This is a genomic window from Nitrospirota bacterium, from assembly GCA_040754395.1.
Taxonomy (GTDB): domain Bacteria; phylum Nitrospirota; class Thermodesulfovibrionia; order Thermodesulfovibrionales; family SM23-35; genus JBFMCL01.
In genome coordinates, this window is record JBFMCL010000005.1 from 71,938 (window position 1) to 93,855 (window position 21,918).

20 protein-coding genes are annotated in these 21,918 nt (G+C 48.4%); 14 read left to right on the top strand and 6 right to left on the bottom strand.

What is annotated here, in order from left to right:
• The first annotated feature begins 77 nt into the window (after window positions 1–77).
• From AB1552_03910 to AB1552_03920, 3 genes are all read left to right on the top strand, one after another.
• Complete coding sequence (locus AB1552_03910) at window positions 78–1,034, top strand: response regulator (GenBank protein MEW6052921.1); 957 nt, start codon at window positions 78–80, stop codon at window positions 1,032–1,034.
• A gap of 295 nt (window positions 1,035–1,329) precedes the next feature.
• On the top strand, window positions 1,330–1,734 hold the full coding sequence (locus AB1552_03915; protein ID MEW6052922.1) for a hypothetical protein: 405 nt from the start codon (window positions 1,330–1,332) through the stop codon (window positions 1,732–1,734).
• A gap of 185 nt (window positions 1,735–1,919) precedes the next feature.
• Entirely contained in the window at window positions 1,920–2,720 is an 801-nt protein-coding gene (locus AB1552_03920; protein ID MEW6052923.1) for a helix-turn-helix domain-containing protein, read from the top strand.
• 252 nt (window positions 2,721–2,972) lie between these two features.
• Here the strand turns inward: AB1552_03920 and AB1552_03925 are convergent, their stop codons facing one another.
• Window positions 2,973–4,667, bottom strand: coding sequence for a DnaJ domain-containing protein (locus AB1552_03925; protein MEW6052924.1), 1,695 nt, complete (start codon window positions 4,665–4,667; stop codon window positions 2,973–2,975).
• Between the two features lie 266 nt (window positions 4,668–4,933).
• Here AB1552_03925 and AB1552_03930 point away from each other — a divergent pair, with 266 nt between their 5' ends.
• The 4 genes from AB1552_03930 (at window position 4,934) to AB1552_03945 (ending at window position 8,838) form a co-directional block, all read left to right on the top strand.
• On the top strand, window positions 4,934–6,814 hold the full coding sequence (locus AB1552_03930) for a helicase C-terminal domain-containing protein (protein MEW6052925.1): 1,881 nt from the start codon (window positions 4,934–4,936) through the stop codon (window positions 6,812–6,814).
• 49 nt (window positions 6,815–6,863) lie between these two features.
• Window positions 6,864–7,163 (top strand): hypothetical protein, encoded by a 300-nt coding sequence (locus AB1552_03935; GenBank protein MEW6052926.1) that lies wholly within the window; start codon window positions 6,864–6,866, stop codon window positions 7,161–7,163.
• On the top strand, window positions 7,153–8,442 hold the full coding sequence (locus AB1552_03940; GenBank protein ID MEW6052927.1) for a diguanylate cyclase: 1,290 nt from the start codon (window positions 7,153–7,155) through the stop codon (window positions 8,440–8,442). Before AB1552_03935 ends, AB1552_03940 begins: the two co-directional genes overlap by 11 nt.
• A 231-nt stretch (window positions 8,443–8,673) precedes the next feature.
• Complete coding sequence (locus tag AB1552_03945) at window positions 8,674–8,838, top strand: hypothetical protein (protein ID MEW6052928.1); 165 nt, start codon at window positions 8,674–8,676, stop codon at window positions 8,836–8,838.
• 199 nt (window positions 8,839–9,037) lie between these two features.
• On the opposite strand, the gene AB1552_03950 is transcribed toward AB1552_03945, so the two are convergent.
• Both AB1552_03950 and AB1552_03955 read right to left on the bottom strand, forming a co-directional pair.
• Window positions 9,038–9,811, bottom strand: a complete 774-nt coding sequence (locus tag AB1552_03950; GenBank protein MEW6052929.1) for an ABC transporter ATP-binding protein — start codon at window positions 9,809–9,811, stop codon at window positions 9,038–9,040.
• Window positions 9,795–10,760, bottom strand: coding sequence for an iron ABC transporter permease (locus tag AB1552_03955; protein ID MEW6052930.1), 966 nt, complete (start codon window positions 10,758–10,760; stop codon window positions 9,795–9,797). The genes AB1552_03950 and AB1552_03955 overlap by 17 nt, the downstream gene beginning before the upstream one ends.
• Window positions 10,761–10,992: 232 nt before the next feature.
• Here AB1552_03955 and malQ point away from each other — a divergent pair, with 232 nt between their 5' ends.
• Window positions 10,993–13,224: a 4-alpha-glucanotransferase gene (gene malQ, locus AB1552_03960; protein ID MEW6052931.1), complete on the top strand. Its 2,232-nt coding sequence runs from the start codon at window positions 10,993–10,995 to the stop codon at window positions 13,222–13,224.
• A gap of 118 nt (window positions 13,225–13,342) precedes the next feature.
• A complete protein-coding gene (locus tag AB1552_03965) occupies window positions 13,343–14,560 on the top strand; it encodes a glucose-1-phosphate adenylyltransferase (protein MEW6052932.1) in 1,218 nt (405 codons plus the stop codon).
• Here the strand turns inward: AB1552_03965 and AB1552_03970 are convergent.
• The 3 genes from AB1552_03970 to AB1552_03980 form a co-directional block, all read right to left on the bottom strand.
• The gene (locus tag AB1552_03970) at window positions 14,523–15,371 is read right to left on the bottom strand and encodes an HAD-IIB family hydrolase (protein MEW6052933.1); all 849 of its coding nucleotides are present in this window, start codon (window positions 15,369–15,371) and stop codon (window positions 14,523–14,525) included. The genes AB1552_03965 and AB1552_03970 overlap by 38 nt on opposite strands.
• Complete coding sequence (locus tag AB1552_03975) at window positions 15,371–16,297, bottom strand: mechanosensitive ion channel domain-containing protein (GenBank protein ID MEW6052934.1); 927 nt, start codon at window positions 16,295–16,297, stop codon at window positions 15,371–15,373. The genes AB1552_03970 and AB1552_03975 overlap by 1 nt, the downstream gene beginning before the upstream one ends.
• A 163-nt stretch (window positions 16,298–16,460) precedes the next feature.
• A complete protein-coding gene (locus AB1552_03980; protein MEW6052935.1) occupies window positions 16,461–17,774 on the bottom strand; it encodes a glycerate kinase in 1,314 nt (437 codons plus the stop codon).
• 95 nt (window positions 17,775–17,869) lie between these two features.
• Between AB1552_03980 and AB1552_03985 the strand changes: the two genes are divergently transcribed.
• The 5 genes from AB1552_03985 to AB1552_04005 all read left to right on the top strand — a co-directional run bounded on the left by AB1552_03985 (window position 17,870) and on the right by AB1552_04005 (window position 21,803).
• Complete coding sequence (locus tag AB1552_03985) at window positions 17,870–18,127, top strand: type II toxin-antitoxin system prevent-host-death family antitoxin (protein ID MEW6052936.1); 258 nt, start codon at window positions 17,870–17,872, stop codon at window positions 18,125–18,127.
• Window positions 18,124–18,549 carry a type II toxin-antitoxin system VapC family toxin gene (locus AB1552_03990; protein MEW6052937.1) on the top strand — a complete coding sequence of 142 codons (426 nt, stop codon included), beginning with the start codon at window positions 18,124–18,126 and terminating at the stop codon, window positions 18,547–18,549. The genes AB1552_03985 and AB1552_03990 overlap by 4 nt, the downstream gene beginning before the upstream one ends.
• 43 nt (window positions 18,550–18,592) lie before the next feature.
• Window positions 18,593–19,801, top strand: coding sequence for a glycosyl transferase (locus AB1552_03995; protein MEW6052938.1), 1,209 nt, complete (start codon window positions 18,593–18,595; stop codon window positions 19,799–19,801).
• A 27-nt stretch (window positions 19,802–19,828) separates the two neighbouring features.
• Window positions 19,829–20,488 carry a hypothetical protein gene (locus AB1552_04000; GenBank protein MEW6052939.1) on the top strand — a complete coding sequence of 220 codons (660 nt, stop codon included), beginning with the start codon at window positions 19,829–19,831 and terminating at the stop codon, window positions 20,486–20,488.
• A gap of 85 nt (window positions 20,489–20,573) precedes the next feature.
• Window positions 20,574–21,803, top strand: a complete 1,230-nt coding sequence (locus tag AB1552_04005) for a LysM peptidoglycan-binding domain-containing M23 family metallopeptidase (protein MEW6052940.1) — start codon at window positions 20,574–20,576, stop codon at window positions 21,801–21,803.
• Window positions 21,804–21,918: the final 115 nt, after the last annotated feature.

A 21,918-nucleotide genomic window follows, 5' to 3' on the forward strand; every position in this document is an offset into this window, starting at 1 on the left:
TGAATATTGACGCGATAGCACTACAATTATTGCATAAAGGATGATTTTGTGGTAAACAGATTGGACGGAATATGACGATGCAGGATCAGGATATCGGAAAATCCCAGGGAAGGCCGGACACTTCAGGGAAAAGGCGCGCCAAAGGGCGTATTTTGGTAGTCGATGACCAGAGCGAGATAATCGCGCTGCTATGCGATTTTTTTTCCGAGAACGGGTATTCTGCAGAAGGGTTTCTGACAGCAAAGGATGCACTGAGTGCCTTGCGGGAACAGTCGTATGACATCGTTATTACTGATCTCTCAATGCCCGAGATTGACGGACTTGAGCTGATACACATGATCCATCAGATTGAGCCACTGATGGTATGTGTGGTGATTACAGGGAACAGTCTGGTGCAGACAGCAGTAGATGCAATGAAGGCAGGTGCATTTGATTATGTGCTGAAGCCCTTTAAGATGAAGAACCTGATGCCTGTCGTGGTCCGTGCAATAGAGACACGCAGATTGCGGGATTCTGAAAAAAAGTACCGTTCGATTGTTGAGGATCAGACAGAGATGATTTGCCGCTTCCTGCCCGGCGGGATCATTACCTTTGTGAATGAGCCGTATTGCCGCTGTTTCGGGCAAAAGCAAAGGGAACTGACCGGGAAGAGTTTTCTGCCGATGGTTTTTGAGGAGGACCGCGAATATGTCAATAAGGCGTTTTCTGCCCTCAGCGGTGAGAACAATGTGGTCACGATCGAGCATCGTGTGGTGCCCCACGGGGGAGAGATACGGTGGCATCAATGGACACACAGAATCCTCTTCGATGAGCATGGACGCATTGAATATCAATCAGTCGGACGTGATATCACAGAGAGAAAGAAGATTGAAGCCGCGTTGCAGATGAGTGAAAAAGAGCTTTACAGGAGAGTCAGGGAGCTTGAGGAATTCTATGAGGCGGCTGTCGGAAGAGAATTGAAGATGATCGAGTTGAAGGAAGAGATAGAGGCTCTGAAAAAGGAGCTGGAACAGGCGAAAAGACGCAATAAATAGGACGGGACTGCAGCATTGTTGTTCATGCACATCCTCGTTGTTTGCACAAAATTCCCTCGCGATAATATTCGGGAGCAATCCTAAGGCATACCCCGGCTACGCTGTCTTCTGAGGGTATTGCCGCATGTCTGTAAGAAAAGATGCTGTCAAAGAGCAATCCCCACATCCCGGGCCGCTCTTTCCGGAAGACGCGACCCGCATTTCATAAGGACATTTTTTTGTGTTATGCATGTGCGAAAAGATATACAATAAAAGGCGTGTATGACGGCAGTTGCGGGTGAATTGCTGATCTGATATGAAAAAGAGACTGACTGACAGGGAAATTCAGAGGTTTTTCTGGGAGGCTGATGAACTCCCCTTTGACAATAAGGCATCGTCTGTTCTCGGGGATTTGACATTCTATGGCGTCAGCCGCTGCAAGAAACTCAGGGGGAGATGGAATGGGGTGAGGTATGAATTTGATGTATACGGAAACGGGGATTCCCGGGTTATGCTTGCGGTAGAACTACCGATGGATTTTTCCGTGAAGGATATCGAAAAGGCCATCGAAGATATGCACGAACGCGGAGGCATGCTGGGTTCGAACGATTTGAAGACATTCCGGAGATGGAAACGCGATGTTTTACCGAAATACCACTATGACCACGCGAAATATTCCGGGCTCAGGTTCCTTGAGTCGCTGAGAAAGAGCTTACTCTAACCTCACTGCACGATATCTTGCCCTTTATGCTTTCTGCTTACGAACCAGATGCAGTGACAGGAATCCCTCGGTGTACAGTAAGACGACAGCTCCTCAGAGCTTTTTGTGAAGAATATGCTATGATAGAGAATGAAATTAATATGAGAAAAATATGATATATAAATGACAACAACATGAATAGCTGGATGACCATAAAAGATGTGAGCCAGTATTTGCAGATTTCAGAGAACAAGGTCCGGTTTCTTGTCAGACATAACCAGATCCCCTTTCATAATAACCATGGGTTTCTCCGGTTTCACAGAGGGCAAATAGATGAGTGGATGGGCACGCCGGTACATAAAAAAGGCATTCACGAGACTATGAAGACACGGTTTCTGTACCGCGGCACACCGGTACAGGACTATGCGCTGACTGCAAGCAAGGTCATGGCCGGGAAAAAATCATGGAATCGTCTTCCTGAGTTCATCAGAAATTTCTCGGAAAGGGTCCGGGAAATCATCATCCATGACAATGGTCGCGCTTTTTTGTACAGAAAGGAATTTTCCCTCTTCAGCAGCAATTACAATGATTATCTGAAGGCAGGATTTCACCTGGGGTTGATCGGAAAAGAGAAGGGCCCCGGGATCGAAAAACGTTATTACCCCACCAGATTTGCCGAAATGCTCTCTTCAGAAGAAGACATGGGAAAGATCAGGAAAATTATCCTTAATGCCATTCTTGATATCGTGAACGAACAGAAGGAGACTGACCCTGATGAGCGCCACGCAATCATTCTTCTGTGGTATTTCCTCGCGTTGAAGGACAGCGAGATTGAGCCTGATGAGCACCATTTCAGGAAATACGAGGGAGAACTGAACTATGCCCCGCTGATACGTCTGAACTTTTCGAAAACCCTGTGCAGTTTTTTGTTTGACAATGACAGGCAGAAGGAGCAGGAGTTTTTCAGTGAATGGAAAAGGCTCCTTTTGTTGAGGGGAAAAAGGTAAAATACTCCGGTATTCATGTTGCCGGGACGGCGACAGATATAAGATTTTGCATTATGCCGGTCACTGCATGTCCCGGGAAAGGAGCAGGGCGTCTTGGAAGTATTCATTATCATTGGCATTATCGTCATTCTCTTTGTCGTACTGCCCAGACTCAAGAAAAAAATAAAAAAGCCGGAACAGTAATGAAATGACCGTGAGATTCCGGGAGATCTCTGTTACGCATTGAGGACAGAGTTCAGCAGGAAGGCCGGGTCATTCCTTCCCGGAGATTCCGATTCCCTCCAGAGCCCTTTTATGGGAAGAATTAACCTTTAGGGCGTTGGTGAAATATCCCTTTGCCCTTAGTTTGAACCCGAGTTTCAGGTAGACATGTCCAAGCTCTGCCATGATATCGAGATCAGAAGGCTTCAGTTCGAGTGCTTTGTTCAATGCGGTGACCGCTTCTTTCAGGTTCCCGGCCCTTTCAAGGGCGCAGCCGTGATAGTAATGGAATACCGCAACAGACCTGTCAAAATATACGGCGGAAGCAAAGAGGCCGGCTGCTTCACCAAATTTCTTTTTTCTGAATAATATCTTCCCTTCGAAAAATTTGGACTGGGCAATTTCCCTGTTTTGCACGGTTCCGGACTGGAGAGGTGGTTTGCTGTCATCATGCTCCTTTCTTTTTTCAGGATCCCTGAGAGTGATATAGGCGTTGGTGATATAGGTGAAAACCTCGATAAGTTTTTTCTTCATATCTTCAGGGAGGCTGAAATTGCGGTCAGGATGATATTCCTTTGCAGCTTGGTAAAATGCCTTTTTGATCTCATCGTCTGATGCATCTTTTTTCAGACCGAGGACACCGTAGTATCCGAGAGTGCTGTATTGCGCATGCATTACGTGTATCTTTTCGATCAACTCCTGAGGGGGTTCCTGGGTTCTGTCAAACACGTCGGCAATACTGATTCCGTGAGGAGATTCATCCTCCTGTTTTGTGACGAGTATCCTTACTTTCAGAAGAGCATAAATGGTCTTCAGGGTTTCGGCCGGTGGTTCAGGGGAGAGCCTTACAATGTCTTCCATTCGTGTTTTTCCGTCGACGAGCGAGACGACCGTTCTGTCTGCGGGATCCAGGTCAACACTCTGGAAAAGGTTCAGAGGAGTTGTTGAAAAATCTATTATATGGTTCATGAGGTGTTTTTCAAGCAGTCCGATATCCGCATTTCTCTTTGTTTCTTCAAAGATCAGATCTGCGACAGGAAGCCTCAATGCAGGCGCATCTTTCAGGCTGAAGGGAGTCTCTCTGAACTCAAAATCCGCGTCTTTGAGGGAGAAAATGCTTTCAATAATCTGCTTTGCCTGCAGTTCGACTGCAGTGACAAGCCCGGCAGGCTGCAAAAAACCTGCACCGGTGAGTATTACTGCATAACGTTTCCCGGTCTGCTCCTTAAGTCTTGAAACTTCAGCATACTGGTCCCGAGTGATTTTCCCGGACAGGAGGAGTATGTCACCGAGCCGATCTTCATCCTGATTTGATGCTGCGAATATGATGCTCCCGTTTCTAATATAAACATTTTTGATGACATTCCCCTTGCGCACATCGAGGATTCCTGTCTTCAGGGTTTTCTGAAGACCGAGAAAAATATCTGATGGTTCATAATCATTGAATGAGCCGTTGATCGGACCTGTTTTAAGAATACCGGCCCTAAGGCGGGAATGAATCGCCTGTATCCACTGCACACGGCCTTTCTGGCGCAGCTTCAGCCCATCCACAGTCAGGCATATGATATCCCCGGGTCTGAGCGGAATTGATACATCGGTCAGAATGCTGATGCCGTTAAAGGAGTAATCAAAGGTTTTTGCCTGAAAAGACTTTTTGCCGATGCTGACAATACAGTCGAAGTCCCTTGCGTATCGTCTGAATGCCCGTATTTCCAGGTCAACTTTTGTCTGAGGATTCTGCACCATTTCCTTTAGTAATTATAGATTATTGCGACGGCAATTACATACCGGAAACCATCATCCCCGCCCTGCGATTCGCAGACTTTTCGGGGATCGGATGATGTTCCAAAGAAAGATTTGCTAAGAGACATTGAAGCATTGATTTCTCGGCCGCTTGGAATCTTTTGACTATCGCAAGGATTATTCACTAAGATTAATCAGGGAATCTCTGATATTACACGCGAATGGTAAGAAACGAAACAATGTAACATCGAAAAGGATATTCAACAGACATGAAAAGAAAAAAGGCATCTCACCTGGCGGAGGACTCAGAATCTTTTTTGAGGGATACGGTGAGTGAGGCCATGAAGAATTACGAGATGAGGCCTTCGCAGGTCGATATGATGCGCGCCTGTGCAGAGAATATTGAGCATGGCGGGATTCTCCTTGCAGAAGCAGGAACAGGGACCGGCAAGACATTCGCCTATCTCATCCCGGTCGTCCTTTCCGGCAGGAAAACGATATTGTCCACGAAAACAATCAACCTTCAGGAACAGCTTGTCGAAAAGGACCTGAAGTTTCTCTCCGGACTGAAAGGGTTTTCCTATGCGATAGCGAAGGGACGGTCAAATTACCTCTGCCTGAGGCGCCTCAATGCGCTGCGGCATGAAGATTCATATGAAGCAGAAGAATACAGGAGCTTTGTGGTTTGGGCATCGGACACGGAAACCGGAGACATCGAGACATTCAAAGGCAGAAGAACCTCTCTCTGGGACAGGATATGTGCAGATCCGGATGCCTGCAGGGGTAACAAATGCAGGTACTACCGGCAGTGTTTCTACTTCAGGGCACGCCAGAAATGGGGAAAAGCGCAGATAGTGGTTGCGAACCATGCACTGACAGGGATCAACTGCATGCTTGCAGGTGATGCGAGAATACTGCCCATAGCAGAGGTGATGATTCTTGACGAAGCACATGCGCTGGACAATGTCCTGTCAGAAGTGATCGGCAGCACGCTTTCGAACAGGGGGTTTGACAGCGTGCTGAACAGGCTGCTGAAGACTGATGAGCGGGGACATTACAGGGGACTGCTTTCGAAGTCACCCCATCTGTTTTCTGCTCTTGAGTCCCTGAGAGCTGAGGCGAGAATGTTCTGGACAATGCTGAACAGTAACTACAGGGACAGGGAAATGATAGAAGGTGTTTTTAAAGATTCCGGTATGACTATTGGTATTGCTGCGGCGATTCACTCGCTTATCGAGGACATACGCACTTCAGTCAGCGGTCTTTTCGAGGAAGACGAAGAGACCGAACTTATTGCGGCGCTGGCAAAGCTCAGCGTATTCTCATACGGTCTTGAGGAGTTTACCGCAGGGGAAGAAAGCGTTGTGAGGTGGGTGGAGATTGAGAATGGAAGGACAGCATTGCGGATATCGCCTGTATATCCCAGGGAATTTGTTCTCACCCGTATTGTGCCTGAATACCAGTCAATTATCCTTACCTCCGCGACGCTGTCTGTGGAAGGAAATTTCAGCTGTATTGCACAGGTGCTCGGGGTGGAAAACTCTGTGCAGCTAGCGCTTCCCTCCCCCTTTGATTTCAAAACTCAGGTTGCTGTCGTGATCAGGGAAGGGGTGGATCTGAAGGAAAGGGATGGGCCGGAAAAACTTGCGGAAGTCATCATTGACGAAGCAACCAGAAGAGACGGAGGAATTCTCGTGCTCTTTACCTCCCGGGATATTATGAAGAAGACGTGGAAACTCTGTGCTGAGGATCTTGAGCAGATGGGTTTTAATCCAATGATTCAGGGAGAACTGCCCAACAGAGTCATGCTTCAAACCATGAGGGATAGCGAAAACAGTATCGTGTTTGGCCTTGATTCCTTCTGGGAAGGGATCGATGTCCAGGGCAATTCACTGAAATCTCTTATCATTACCAAGCTTCCATTTGAAGTTCCGACCGAACCGGTTGTCATGGCACGGACAGCGATGATTGAAAAGGAAGGAGGCAACCCGTTTTATGAATACAGCCTCCCCAGAGCTGTGCTGAAATTCAGGCAGGGGTTCGGGAGGCTTATACGTGCGAAAACCGACAGGGGAAGGATCATTATCTGTGACGGGAGGATCGAGACCAGGGCCTATGGGCGAATCTTCAAAAGAGTTTTTTCCCTCTGATGAATGCGATATCGTATGTATTTTGCTAGATGACAGGAGATGCTGGTGGTTGAAGTCATATTTATATTACAGTTGCTGGAACCATAGTGGCGATAATCTTCGGCATTGTGTACTGGATAAAAGACAGAAAAGACAGCCGACCCTGAAGAATGTTCCCCGCCGGGGAAAAAGATCAGAAGGGAAAAGACTGCAGGCATGGATTATAATTATAGTTGTGGATCCATATTCAGCGCAGCCTGAAGGCGGATGCGGGTACAATGAGGTACAGCGCCTTGCACCTGCCGGGCTTTTCACCGGCCCGGAAATGCATGGCAGGACCGGGGAGGGAATAACGGCGAATGGGCACTGAAGTTGTCATCCTGATAATCGAGGCGATGGTGGTATACTTCATGGTTCTTGCTGCGCACTCGCTCCGCCATCGTTTCGGACCTGTGCATTTCTACGCCCTTATCGGCGGAATAACCGCCATCATGTCCTGGGTTACCGATGCAGGCCTGAAAGTTCATGTGTCAGGAATTACCTTTGTGGTTGGTTCGACGGTTTTTTATACCTCACTGCTTTTAGGGGTTTTTGTCGTGTATGTATTTGATGGCCCGAGGGCTACGCGAATTGCGATTTCTACCGTTGTGGGAGTATCAATTATGGTACCGCTCGTTGCTGTAGCATTGCATTTTCAGGCTGCTTTGATAGGGTATAATTCAGTTGCGCATGTGCCTGTGCCGAGCCTGCGAATCAATGCGGCCTCGGTGATTGCCACATTGCTCGATCTGGTTTTTCTTGCCATTGTCTGGGAGGTTTTTGGGAAGCCTTTTCTGAAGATACAACTCTGGCTACGTGCATTTTTAACCCTTCTCGGGGTCATGTGGCTAGATGTAATTCTTTTCGCGACCGGTGCCTTTGCGGGCACTCCCGAATATTTCAGCATTATGCAGGGGACACTGGTAAGCCGCCTGATCGTCTCCGTGTTTGCGCTTCCCTTTTTATACGGATATCTGCATTGGCAGAGCGACAAGAAAGGCCTCCCGATCGAAAACCGTCCGGTTCTATCCATTTTGAAGAAAGTCGCCGAGATCGAGATCGAGCTGTCACTTGCAAAACAGGAAATCGAGCAGAGAAAACAGATGGAAGTTGAACTGCGAAGCCTGTCAATTACCGATGAACTCACCGGCCTTTACAACCGGAGAGGGTTTGGTGCACTGGCAGAGCATCAGCTCAAGATAGCGAACCGGCTTGGGCAGGGGCACTTCCTTCTCTATGCCGATCTTGACGGTCTTAAGAATATCAACGATACCCTCGGCCATAAGGAAGGCGACAAGATTCTGATCAGAGCCGCTGATATTTTGACCGCAACGTACCGGAATTCAGATATCATAGCCCGAATGGGAGGAGACGAATTCGTGGTTTTTCCCATTGGAACTGCCGGAGACAATGTTGAGATGATCATCTCACGGCTGCAAAACAACATTGATTTGCATAACTCCGGAGTATCGCCTGCCTACAAAATTTCAATGAGTATTGGTGTTGCATATTATGACCCCGAATCTCCGTGTACAGTTGATGAACTTCTGACCAGAGCGGATAACGCGATGTACGAAAACAAGAAAGTCAGAAGAAGCCGGGGCAATTGATTTTCCTTTCTCACTCATCCGGTATTTGCTCAGGGTATACTTATCCCGGATCATTCGCGCTCCTTTCATTGCAGAACAGAGGCATTTTTGCCGCTCTTTCGCGGTACGCTTAACTAATCTCAAACAACAATTGATGAAACATTGGTGAAATAATTGATTGACATCGCAAAATATGTCTGTTACGATTACGTTTGTTTTTTGCCACTACGAATTTTATTAAGGGAGGAAAGAATGGCGACAAAAGTGACGAAAAAGGTTGCGAAGAAGGCAAAGGCGGTAAAAAAGACAGTCACAAAAAAGGCAAAATCGGTGAAAAAGACGGTCGCAAAGAATGCGAAAAAAGTGGAAAAGAAGATCGCCAAGACAGTAAAGGCCGTGAAAAAGAAGATTTCATAAATAACGTTTTTCAGGGCGCTGAAGGGACACCCCTGTTCGCTGTTCCTGTCTTGTAATGCAGCAATGGAACAGGTCATGAGAGTATTGCGTGAGGTATTGATTGTCTGTCATTGGTCTGTCAGTCGGATGACAGTCAGGAACAGTTTCTGAGAAGCCATATTCCGGTCACGCGGTAACGGCAGAAATGCAGTGACAGAAGTTAAAGGGCACGCCCATACCGGATATAGGAACCGTCTGAATCCTGCCGTACTTCGACACTGACATCGAGAGCTTCCTTAAGCAGGCTGTCTGTTAAAACTTCTTCCGGCTTTCCTGTGCCAAGGACCTTTCCTTCTTTAAGGAGTATCACTTTCCCAAACCGCAACGCAAGATTGATGTCATGAAGTGCCATGATAACCGAGATATTTTTTGTCTCTCTCAGTTCGCTGAGAAGCCTCTGAAACTCTATCTGGTATTTGATGTCAAGGTTTGCCAAAGGTTCATCGAGCAGGAGAAGCCCTGCCCCCTGCAGAATCGTCATTGCGATGAAAGCCCTTCGTCTCTCACCTCCGCTCAGGTTTGCAAGATATGAATCAGCTTTTTCCCGGAGGCCCACTGCACGCAATGCCTCATCAACGGTCATTTCTGGTGGGATATCATAGGGATACAGCCCCATCGCAACGAGTTCCCTGACCCTGAAGGGGATGCGGGCATCCAGAAGCTGCGGCAGGTAGCACAGGAGCTTTGCCCTGTCTTTATTCCGGTATGACTCAAGGGGTTTGCCCCAGAGACGTATGCTGCCGTTTTGGGGTCTTATCAGACCTCCTGCAAGTTTGAGAATCGTGGATTTGCCGGAACCATTTGCACCAAGGAGACCGATGAATTCCCCGTCTCCGATGGTGAACGCAAGATTCTCAATAAAATTCCCCTGCCTGTAATAACTGAATCCGACATCCTGAAGCTCCAGAATGTTCTGTCTATGTACTGAGAACATCTCTCCTCCTCAGCAGATAGAGAAAATACGGTGAGCCGATAATTGCGGTAATAATCCCTGAAGGGATTTCCATGGGGGGAATGACTGATCTGCCGATCAGGTCAGCGAGGCAGAGAAACGCACCACCGCAGACAGAGGATACTGATATCAGGATTCTGTTGTCGGCGCCGACAATGAACCGGACGATATGGGGAATGAGAAGGCCGATAAATCCGATCGTTCCCCCGAGGGAGACTGATGCGGAGGTCATCAGTGCAATAGAGACAAAAAGCAGGAGTCTTTCCCGCTGCACTGAAAACCCGAGGCTGTGGGCGAGTTCGTCACCGAGCATTAATGCATTCAGTGCCTTTGCCCTGGAGGCGGCAATATACAGTCCTGCGGCGATAAATGCCAGTCCGTAGGGGATCAATGACCAGTCAGATATTGAGAGGTCTCCGAAAATCCAGAGCACGGCACGCCTGATGCCTTCATTGGAGGACACGCTGATGAGAAGCATCAGGATTGCATAACACAGAAAACTCAGCCCCACTCCCGCGAGGAGGAGTCTTTCAGGGAGGAGCCTGCCCTGTTTCCAGCCGAATGTGCCGACCAGCACACTTACGACAGCAGCCCCAAGAAAAGCTGACAGCGGGACAGTGAATTTTCCAAGAAGATATGAGCCGGAAAGAAGCCCGAAGGCTGCGGTGAGGGCTGAGCCGCTTGATATCCCCAGAATGTAGGGATCTGCAAGAGGGTTTCTCAGTATCCCCTGCAGTACAGCTCCAGAGGCGCCGAGCGCCATCCCCATGAGAGCCGCAATGACAACACGCGGAAGACGTATGGAAAGCAGGATTTCCTTTTCGACGTCATTCATCTGGAATGGATTGATAGTATGCGGACCGAGGAGAAGGGAGATGCCGATAATAAGGATCGAGGCAGAAAAAAGAGCGGCTACCCTCATCTTAGACATGCTGCCAGACCTGATTTGCCGATACCTGCAGATGTGCGCAACTTCCCTTGGTTAGAAGCATATATCTCCATCTTTCATCGATGCATTCCCCTGAGCAGAGCTTCATGAGATTTTACCCCTTTGACCTGAAAATTTCACAAAAACATCACGTCCGGCGAAAAGGATGGGGTATTATATACTCATTGGAGTGTTGTGTGAAAGAAATGACTGAAAGGAATATGTATTCATGAACATGCCGCATTATGATGAACTGGTGCATGAACTGGCGGAAATCTGCGGGATATTGCCGGAATACTGGGATATTTTCGGGAAAAAGCATATAACATCTGTCGACACAAAAAAATCTGTTCTCAGGGCGATGAAAATCAGCATTGATTCATCTGAAGACCTCATCAGCGAAATACGCCGGAGAAAATGGAGTTCATGGACAGGCCTTATAGCGCCGGTACATGTGCTGTCAGAAAAAGCCTTACCACTCTCGGTGCCTGTGTATATCCCTGTGAGGGAAAGACAGGAATCAGGACTTTCCATTGTCTGGTCGCTTGAGGATGAGACAGGAAGAACTACACGGTATACTATTGATGGCGCAGAGATCAAAGTTTCTCAACAGCAGTGGATAGACGGCATCAGATACATCAGGACAAGCCTTGCCATCAAACATAATGGCATCGGGTATTATACTCTCCACGTCGAATGCAGGCACCCTGAAAAAGACTTTTTCGGTACAGCCGAACGCCTTCAGAAGCATGCAAAAATAATCATTACTCCTGATACATGTTATATCCCTCCTGGACTCGAAAAGGGCAGGGCATGGGGACTTTCGGTAAACCTGTATGCAGTCAGATCCGAAAGGAACTGGGGTATCGGGGACTTTTCGGATTTAAAGAAGATCGCGGAATGGATCGGAGGGCTGCAGGGTAGTCTTGTAGGGATCAATCCTCTGCACGCCCTCCCGAATACGGAACCCTATGGCATCAGCCCGTATTCTCCTCTCAGCAGACTCTACAAAAATTTTATCTACCTTGATGTTGAAAAGATACCTGAGGTGAAGCAACTGAACGAAGAAAGGAAAACTCCGGTATCAGAGAGATTCAGGGAAGATCTGGACATGATGCGAAGACAGGATATCATTCACTATGAGAAAGTAGCAGCGCTCAAGGAAAAAATACTGGGAGAGGCGTTCGGCATTTTTTATGCGAAGCATTTTTCAGGGGATACCGGCAGGGGCAATGAATTCAGGGAATTCGTCAGAGAAGAGGGGGAAGCACTCGAATCTTTTGCATTATTCATGACCTTATGGGAACAGATGAAAAAGACTGAAAAGGCATATTCGTGGCAGGAATGGCCTGAGCGCTACCGTACGTTGAGTGCCAGTGAGGCCGCGGCACTGAAAATGGAAAAGAAAAGGGAGATCCTCTTCTTCAAATATGTCCAGTGGCTGATTGACTGCCAGCTCAGGGAAATTGCAGAAGATGCGGCATGTTCGGGAACGAAGGCAGGGCTCTATTATGATCTTGCCATCGGTGCTGTCGGAGGGGGAAGCGATGCATGGTGTTATCAGGATGTAATAGCAACGGGCGCTGATGTGGGTGCACCTCCGGATGACTTCAGCCCTGACGGGCAGAAGTGGGGATTCCCTCCGCTAATCCCTGAAAAGATAAAGGATACCGGATATGAGCTTTTTATCAGGACGATGCAGAAGAACATGAAATACGGCCGGGCGATCAGAATAGACCATGCCCTTGGGATGTTCAGGCTCTTCTGGATACCTGAAGGGATGTCTCCGAAACACGGTGCATATGTGACCTATCCACATGAAGATTTGCTCAGGATTATTGCGCTTGAAAGCGTACGCAACAGGACTATGGTGATTGCAGAAGACCTTGGCACGGTGGGGGAAAATGTAAGAGAGATGTTGAAGCATTTCCGAATGCTCTCTTACCGGTTGTTCTATTTTGAAAGGAAATACCCTGATCCTGAGTTTCTTCCACCCGGCAAATATCCTGAGATGGCGCTTTGTGCCGTAACCACGCATGATCTTCCAACCATTTACGGATACTGGAAGGGAAGGGATATTGAGGTCAGAAAAGCCCTGGGGAAATACCCGAATGAGACAACATGGCGGAAGCAGGTCCGTGACAGGGAGAGGGATAAGGGGCTTATCCTGAGGGCCCTGAAATCTCAAGGCGTTCTGCCTGAAGGCATACCTGAAAACCCTAAAATGGTGCCGGAAATGACTCCTGAACTCTGTCTTGCTATCTACCGTTTTCTCGCTCTCGCGCCCTGCAAATTCCTGCTGGTCAGCCTTGATGACATCATCGGTACGCTGAACCAGCAGAACATGCCGGGGACGGTCGATACCCATCAGAACTGGATACAGAAAACGCCATCGACACTTGAGGAGATAATGCAGGATGAGCGCTTTAACGGTCTCTCTTCCGGATTAAAGAAGTATTTCCGCTGATTTCTGCAAAATGCAGAGAAACGGCCGGCATTATGAAGATACACGAAGATTTTGGGAGTTTTATTTTTTTCAGGTATTGTTTAACATTAGATAAACCATTAATTGTTCTGGAGGAATAATGGCACATACAAAGGTCCTTGCATTTGTTCTTGCCGGCGGCAAAGGGGAGAGGCTTTTCCCCCTGACAGCATTCCGTTCCAAACCTTCTGTTCCCTTCGGCGGAAGGTACAGGATAGTCGATTTTGTCCTGAGCAATCTGGTAAATTCCCATATCTATTCCATTTACCTTCTTGTTCAGTATAAATCCCAGTCACTCATTGAGCATGTGAGGATGCACTGGGGCCTGTCTTCAGTCGTGAAGGATCATTTTGTCACCGTTGTTCCCCCGCAGATGAGAATGGGCCCGGAATGGTTTCAGGGTACGGCTGATGCGGTTTTTCAGAATGCAAGCCTGATCCAGCAGCATAACCCGAGGCTTGTCATTATCTTCGGCGCAGACCATATTTACCGGATGGACATCCGGCAGATGATGGACTTTCACCTCAGAAACGACGCCTATGTTACGGTGGCTGCTCGGCCCGCACCGCTTACACTCGCATCATCATTCGGAGTGATCAAGTGTGATGATGAACACCGGATTACCGGCTTTCAGGAAAAACCGAAGAAGCCGAGTCCGATGCCTGGTGACCCTTCCCGCGCATACGTCTCTATGGGAAACTATATATTTAACAAGGACGTCCTTCTTGAAGCACTCGCAAAGGCACAGAGGAACAAGCAGCACGATTTCGGCGCCCATGTCATACCTGGACTGGTAGATACCGGAAAAGTATACGCCTATGATTTTGAGAAAAACAGTATCTCAGGTACCATGCCGTATGAGGAGAAAGGATACTGGAGGGATGTGGGGACTATCTCCGCTTTTTTCGACGCGCATATGGATATGCTCGGAGAGACGCCGCTGTTTGAACTCGATAACAAGTCCTGGCCGGTTCATCCTTCAGGGTATGAGGGTCCTGCCACGAAGATACTGAGAGGCGACATACGGAACAGCATTATTGCTGAAGGCTGCACGATACGCAGGGCAAAGATACGCAACTCGTTCATCCGGAGCGGCGTCACCATTGAAAATGGCGTGAGTGTGGAAAACTGTCTCATAATGAACCATGTTGTACTCAAAAAAGGAAGCAGGCTCAAGAATGTTATCGTGGATAAGATGAATGTTATCGACGAAGGGGCGGAGATCGGTTTTGATTCTGCCAAAGACCGCTTCCGCTGTCATATCGACGCGTCAGGGATTGCTATTGTTCCCCGGAGCGGAAAGCTGATAAAAGAGTAAGGAGTGCCCTGTTCCATCCTTCCGGCCCAATGCCTTCAGCTTTTATCAGACCCGGGATCTGTATCGTTTGGTTGTAGCTCCCGTCGTGTTGCTGCACAATCACCGGATAGTCCGTTTTTTCAAGCATCGGAATATCGTTGGGGTTGTCGCCGACTGCAACAGTCGTGACTCTTCCGAATTTTTTCCGGAACAGCGAAATCAGGATCGCTACAGCCCTGCCCTTATCGGTGTCGCCGAGCAGGTGAAAAAACCTTCCCCGTGTTGAATGCAGTCCTTGTGCCTTGATCGCCATGAGAAGCCTGCCCGTTTCTCTTTCGTCCCCTTCAAACAAAAAGGGTTCGTCAAAGTCACGTTCCTTTGCCATTGCCGCCTCGCTGATGCTCAATTCCGTAACCTCCGCGATTTCAGCTATCGACATGTCTCCGAACCCTCTTATGCGGAAGCCTTCTTTTTTCAGTGATGCGATTGCGTTTCTCAGCATAGAATATTGTGCGCCAAGCCTGATAACAAGATAGTCGCCCTTACGCCCGATTGCGGTATCAGGAGCCTGTACCTGAAAATCGAAATAATCGGAAGGGATGAAGATTCCTCCTCCGTTCTCTGAAATGAAAGGATGCAGGTTCCCCATCTTTTGCCGGTAGTATTCGATCTCTTTCCGCGTTTTGCTCGAACAGAGCACAAGCGGGATGTGTTCCTGCCGAATCGACGCAAGCGCCGGAAAGGCTTTCTCAAATGAATACGTGGAAAAATCAAGCAGGGTGCCGTCAAGGTCGGTGAAAATGACTACACGTGAACGGCCGGAAAGAGTCATCAGGTCTTATCCTGTGACTTCCTTGCCTTTTCGTCGATTCTCACGTCGATGACGGGTGTTTCGACAAGGTGAAGGGTGGTGGATGCAATCGAAACTCGACCATCAGTCCTCGCAAATTCTTCCAGAATGCGGGTGAATAGCCTGTCTTTCACCAAACGGCGACTTTTGTAATCCACTGCATACCTGACCGAGAACTCGATCCAGTTATCGTTGAGCATGATGGTGACCGCCGGCTCGATTTTTGCCTCCTCGATTCTGAACTTCATGAGCATATCAGACCATGCGTGTTTTGCCGAGGCGATGTAATCCCCGACTGTCTCTTCTGTGACCTGGCGGAGGATTTTCCGGGCATGCTCGTGGTCACTCCCGTATTTTACAGGCACGGTTATCTCGTCCCAGAGAAAGGGGAAGTCGCCGGAATAGTTAAAGACCGGCTCTTTGAACACAAAACTGTTCGCAATGCGAACGATCCGCCCGGTATACTGATCCGATTTGACCCATTCTCCGCATTCCATCAGTGTCGAACGCAGCAGCCCGATATCAATGACATCCCCTTTTATGCCCCCGAGCTGGACGCGGTCCCCGATTCTGTAAAAACCGCTCACCGAAATCGCGAACCAGCCCGCAAAACTTGCAATCACCTCCTGCAGGGCAAATGCGACCCCTGCGCCCGCAACACCTAAAACAACGGTCAGTTTTCCGATGCGTTCACTGAAAATCGCGCCGATGAGCAGAAACGCCAGAACAAACCCGATAAAGGAGATGTATTTTCTTGCGTAGTACCGTGTGTCCGTGTCTTTTATATACCGGGCGAGATACCGCTTGAAGAACACGACAAGGATGATGATGATAGCGACGGTCGCGATGGCATAGATCAGTTTGTCGATTAGCGGGTCAGACAGCAATCGTTCCAGAAATTTTTCCATAGGTCCTCAGACAGTAAGAAAAAAACCGGATCCTTTCACTGCTGCGTATCCCGGTTATTCATGAAAAACCTTTGGCTGCATCGACTGCAAACACACCATGCAGGGTGGTGGCATTTTGTTCATATGATTCTCCGGATTATCCACAACACAGTTCACTATAGCATTATTCTATCACAATGAGCTGGATGTCCATCACATTTGTTCCGGTAGGTCCGGTAATGAGAAGCTGATTGAGCTGACTGAAAAAATTATATGAATCGTTGGCTGCAAGGTATTCATCCGCATTCAGTCCGGCATTTCTGGCTTTTCCGGCGGTATCACCGTCGACGATCGCTCCGGCGGCATCTGTTGGCCCGTCTGTTCCGTCAGTGCCTGCAGAAAGAAGGGTGATGCCATCTGTACCTCCGATTGCGATAGCAAAGGCCAGTGCAAGTTCCATATTTCTTCCGCCCACCCCGTTCCCCCTGACGGTAACGGTTGTTTCACCGCCCGAGATAAGACACAGCGGTCTGCCGGATCTGGCGCTTCCTGAATTTTTTATCGTTAATGCTTTTTCAGCGAGCAGTTTTGCAGTATCCCGCGCCTCACCGGCAATTGCAGAAGAGAGAATTTCCGCATGCATCCCGAGTTCCTCAGCTTTTGCCTTTGCCGCCTCAAGGGCCTTTCTGTTGCTTCCTATTATGATGTTTTGCACCTTTCTGAAGACCGCATCCTGTTCCTTGGGTGTCTCGGGGATCGCACCTGTAACTCCTTTGCGAAGGATGTCAAGGACGTTTCCAGGGGCTTTTTCCAGCAACCGGTATTTTTCAAGGACAGCCCATGCATCATGGTATGTGGTTTTATCGGGAGCTGTAGGTCCGGATGCGATCACATCGAGTCTGTCACCGATCACATCGGAAAGAATCAGTGAAATAATCCCCGCAGGATGTGCAAGTTCGGCAAGCCTCCCCCCCTTTACTCTCGAGAGGTGTTTTCTTACGGAGTTCAGTTCATAGATATCCGCTCCGGCTTTGAGCAGCAAGTCGGTGATCCTCTGTTTTTCGGAGAGCGTTATGCCTGAATACGGTGATACCAAGAGTGAAGAGCCTCCTCCGGATATCAGGCAGACTATGAGAGTCTTTTCGTCGGACTTCCTGAGGATATCCATGATCTCTGTGGTCCCGTGAAAGCCGTTTTCATCCGGCAGGGGATGTCCTGCTTCACGGACCTGCATCGCGAGGAGACCGGATTCCATACAATGCCGGTATTTCGTGATGATAAAACCTCTGCGGGCAAGATCCGGCATGCAATCCTCGATTGCTTTTGCCATGGGACATGAGGCTTTGCCGAATCCGACAACTTGCAGCTGAGTGTACCTACCTGATGCAAATGCAGACTCAATGTAGCTGCAGTATCTCTTCACCGCACCGTATGGTGAAACTGCCTGCAATGCAGACTGAAAAATATCAGCAGCGGTGGTATGGTGGGTGCTGTTCATCTGTTTTCAATTCCTTTCTAAAATCTCTTGACATTGTAACCATTTCGATATAATAATATAGTTACTTAATTTTTGTAAAGGAGTTACAATTGAACGTGACCGTTGGCATTAAGGAGCTCAAGGCAAAACTGAGCAGTTATATCGATATGGTAAACCAGGGAGAACAGGTTATTGTCACGGAACATGGCAAGGAAGTTGCGCTCATTATTCCGATCTCGAATGAACGGAGGGCGCTCAGGGCGCTGATTGAAGCAGGCAAGGCCCACTGGTCAGGGGGAAAACCTTACGGGGTGCATGGCGTGAAGATCAAAGGAAAGCTGATGTCGGAAACGATACTGGAAGAACGCATATGATCCTTTATCTTGGCACAAGCGCGCTTGTGAAATTATACCTCGAAGAGCCATATTCAGATATTGTCAGGAGCTGGATCAAGGAATACGAAATAATCGCAACGTGCCGCATTGCATATACCGAAATGATATCTGCCCTTGAGAAAAGGTTCAGAATGCATGATCTCTCCAAGAGTGACTACGAAATGGTACTGAAGAAATTCGCTCAGGATTGGCCAGATTTTGCTATTATTGATTTTGATGAGCGTGAGGCGGCGGTTTTTGTGAAGAAATACGGGTTAAAACATTTTGATTCCATTCACCTGTCCGCGGCAAAGCTCATCCAGAGGGAACGAAAAGACATTTCGCTCGCGTTTTCATCGGCTGACGAGAGTCTGTGCAGGGCTGCTGCGGCAGAAGGACTGAAGGTTCTCTCGTTCCTGTGAAAACGCGGAAAATAATGATAACCAGCCGGGAAGGAGGTAGTGCATGGCCGACTTTTATCAAACAGGAGTTGTCGCGACTTTTCACAGACTTGGCGCAGTAGATATTGACAAGATCGAATCGGAACTGTCCTGGTATGTCAATGAACGTCCGCTTGCGCTTGTGTTGCCGTCGCTCTACAGCGAACTTGCCGGAGATGCATTAAAGGGGATTATCAGGGAGTTGCAGTCAGTCCAATATGTCAGTGAGATTATTGTGACTCTCGGACCCGCATCTGAAGAGGAATTCAAGCATGCGAAGGAATTTTTTTCTGTTCTTCCCCAGAAAACGAGGATTATCTGGAACTCCGGACCGAGAATTGTCGAGGTGTACAAGGCGATTGAAGCTGCTGATCTCCCGATCGGCCTTCCCGGAAAAGGAAGATCTGCGTGGATGGCGTACGGTTATATTCTTTCAGAGCGTCATTTCCACGGAATAGTGCTGCATGACTGTGATATCCTGACGTACAACAGGGCATTGCTTGCAAGGTTATGCTATCCGGTCATTAATCCCAGTCTTGATTATGATTTCTGCAAAGGCTTCTACAGCAGGGTCACCGACAGGCTTCACGGAAGGGTAACCCGGCTGCTCGTTACACCCCTGATCAGGTCGCTCCAGAAGATCCTCGGGTATCTGCCGATTCTGGTCTTTTTCGACAGTTTCAGGTACCCTCTGGCAGGAGAGTTTTCGATGGATATAGACCTTGCGAGGGTGAACAGGATACCCGGCGATTGGGGGCTTGAAGTGGGGGTGCTTGCAGAGGTCTACAGGAACACCTCTACCCGGAGAGTCTGTCAGGTTGATATCGCAGAGAATTATGAACACAAGCACCAGGAACTCTCTTCTGAGGATTCAGAGAAGGGACTCCATAAAATGTGTGTAGACATATGCAAGTCTGTTTTCAGAACGCTGGCATCTGAAGGTATCGTGTTTTCCGAAGGGTTTTTCAAGACGCTCATGGCTACCTATGTGAGAACAGCTCAGGACATGCTCAAGAGATACGAGGACGATGCAGCGATCAACGGTCTTTATTTTGACCGGCATGAGGAAAGCCTCGCTGTCGAGACATTTACGAGCGGGATCAGGAAGGCTGCTGAGGTGATAACTGAGGATCCCCTCGGCGTGCCTCTGATTGCGAGCTGGGACAGGGTCACCTCTGCAATCCCCGACATCCTGAACCAGATAAAAGAGGCTGTGGAAGACGATAATCAATAATACAAAAAAACAGGTGGAGGGAAAATAATGAAAACAGTAATAGCTGTCATTATCGCCTTAGTAATTGCGCTTGGCGCGGGATATTTCGGTGTTCCCATGCTTATGGAAACCCATACCTCAGCGCTAAGGAGCGAAGTACAGGACTTGAAGCTGAAGGTGCAGAAGATGGAGGACGAGGCAAAAGGAGCACCCTTACCCCATGATGCGGACGCCGGTAAGATAATCAAGACAGTGAATGCAGTGTCTGCGAAACTGAGCAGCATGGAGGAATCCTTCAGAAAAGACAAGTCTTCTGCTGACGGGTTGATTAAAAAACAGAAGACGGAAACGGAAGAGGCATTGAGGAAACAGACGGAGGCTATCGAAAAAAATCTCAGGGAAGCACAGGCAAAGGCCCAATCGGTGAAATTCAAATCTGCAATCGCCGATATCAGGGAGCATATCCTGAAGGCACGCCTCGAAACAGTAGCAAAAAATATTGGCAATGCCCGGGCAGAGGTCGACCTCATCGATGACCTTTTGTCAGAAGTCATAACCTTTGCGACCGAAGAGAATAAGAAAACATTAAGCGATCTCAAGGCATCTGTGAAAAAGATCAAGTCAGACATAGACACTGACCTGCCCTCAGCAGTAAACCGGCTGAACAGTCTCTGGCATGAAATGAGCAGGCTTCTGAGGAAGGCCTGATGGCATTATCAGCAGTCTTCTTCATTGCAAAAACAGACTCCGTTATACGTTTCATCAGAAGCAGAAATACCACAGAGGAGGACTCATGAGGAATATTCTGATTATTTCCGCTGCAGTATTCATCATGTTTGTTGTCATACGGAGCAATTTCAGTATTAAAGAGACTCCGCATGGGTCTCCCCCTGTTCAGGAGAACTGCCGCGAAATCAGCGGGACGGTCAGCAAGGGGGAAACACTTTTCGATATCTTCAGGAGATACAGTCTGGATATGGATGAGTTCCTGAAGATAAAGGAGGCTTCTGCTGACATCCACAGGCTGAAGGACCTGTATCCCGGCCGCACATACAGAATTCTGATCGATGAGCAGAACAAGATCAACGCCTTTTCCTACTGGATAGATGAAGACAATATTCTTTCGATAACCCGCACCGATTCGGGGTTCTGCGCCGAAAAGGTCTGCGTTGATTATGAGAAGAGGGTTCAGCATATCGGGGGAATCATACAGGACAATCTCATTACGTCCATGGGTGAAGGAAGGGAAAACGTGATGCTGGCCCTCCAGCTTTCGGATATCTTCGCCTGGGACATAGATTTTACCACTGATCTGAGAAAAGGCGACACATTCAGGATTGTGGTTGAAGGGTATTACCTGGAAGGTGAATTCAGAAAATTCGGCGATATACTTTCTGCGGAATTTGTAAATAATGGAGAAACATATCATGCCTACCGGTTCGTACAGAACGGGGAACCCGGGTACTACGACGATGAGGGGAAATCCCTGCGGAGGGCATTCCTGAAGGCGCCTCTCAGTTTCAGGCGCATCAGTTCCAGTTTCTCAAAGAACCGCTTTCACCCTATTCTGAGGATTTCCCGGCCGCACCACGGCCTTGACTATGCTGCTCCTTCAGGTACCCCCGTTTCTGCGGTGGGTGAAGGAACGGTACTGTTTGCAGGACATAAGGGGCAATACGGAAAGCTTGTGGTGCTGAAGCATCCCAACGGCTGGAAGACGTATTATGGACATCTGTCAAGGATAGGGAAGGGGGTCCGTCAGGGGAAGAAGGTTCATCAGGGCCAGATTATCGGACATGTCGGTTCGACAGGTGTTGCAACCGGCCCGCATCTGCATTATGAGCTGAGGATACGGAATAAACCGGTAAATCCGCTGTCAATAAAAATGCCGAAAGGCAGGGCTATCCCCGGAAATTTAATGGCCGAATTTAAAGACCTGAAGCACCGGATGGATACGGAGATCGCATCAATTGCGCTCCCGTATCTCGCGGACGCTTCTGGGGACACCAAAAACAAACTGTAGGCTGCAGATATGGGGCAAGAGGGTATTAGGGAAGTTTCCTGTAATGAAACAAGCAGGAGGAAAGCGGGAGCGGGGGCCGGATGACTGTTTCCCTGCAACATATTGCATCAAAGGA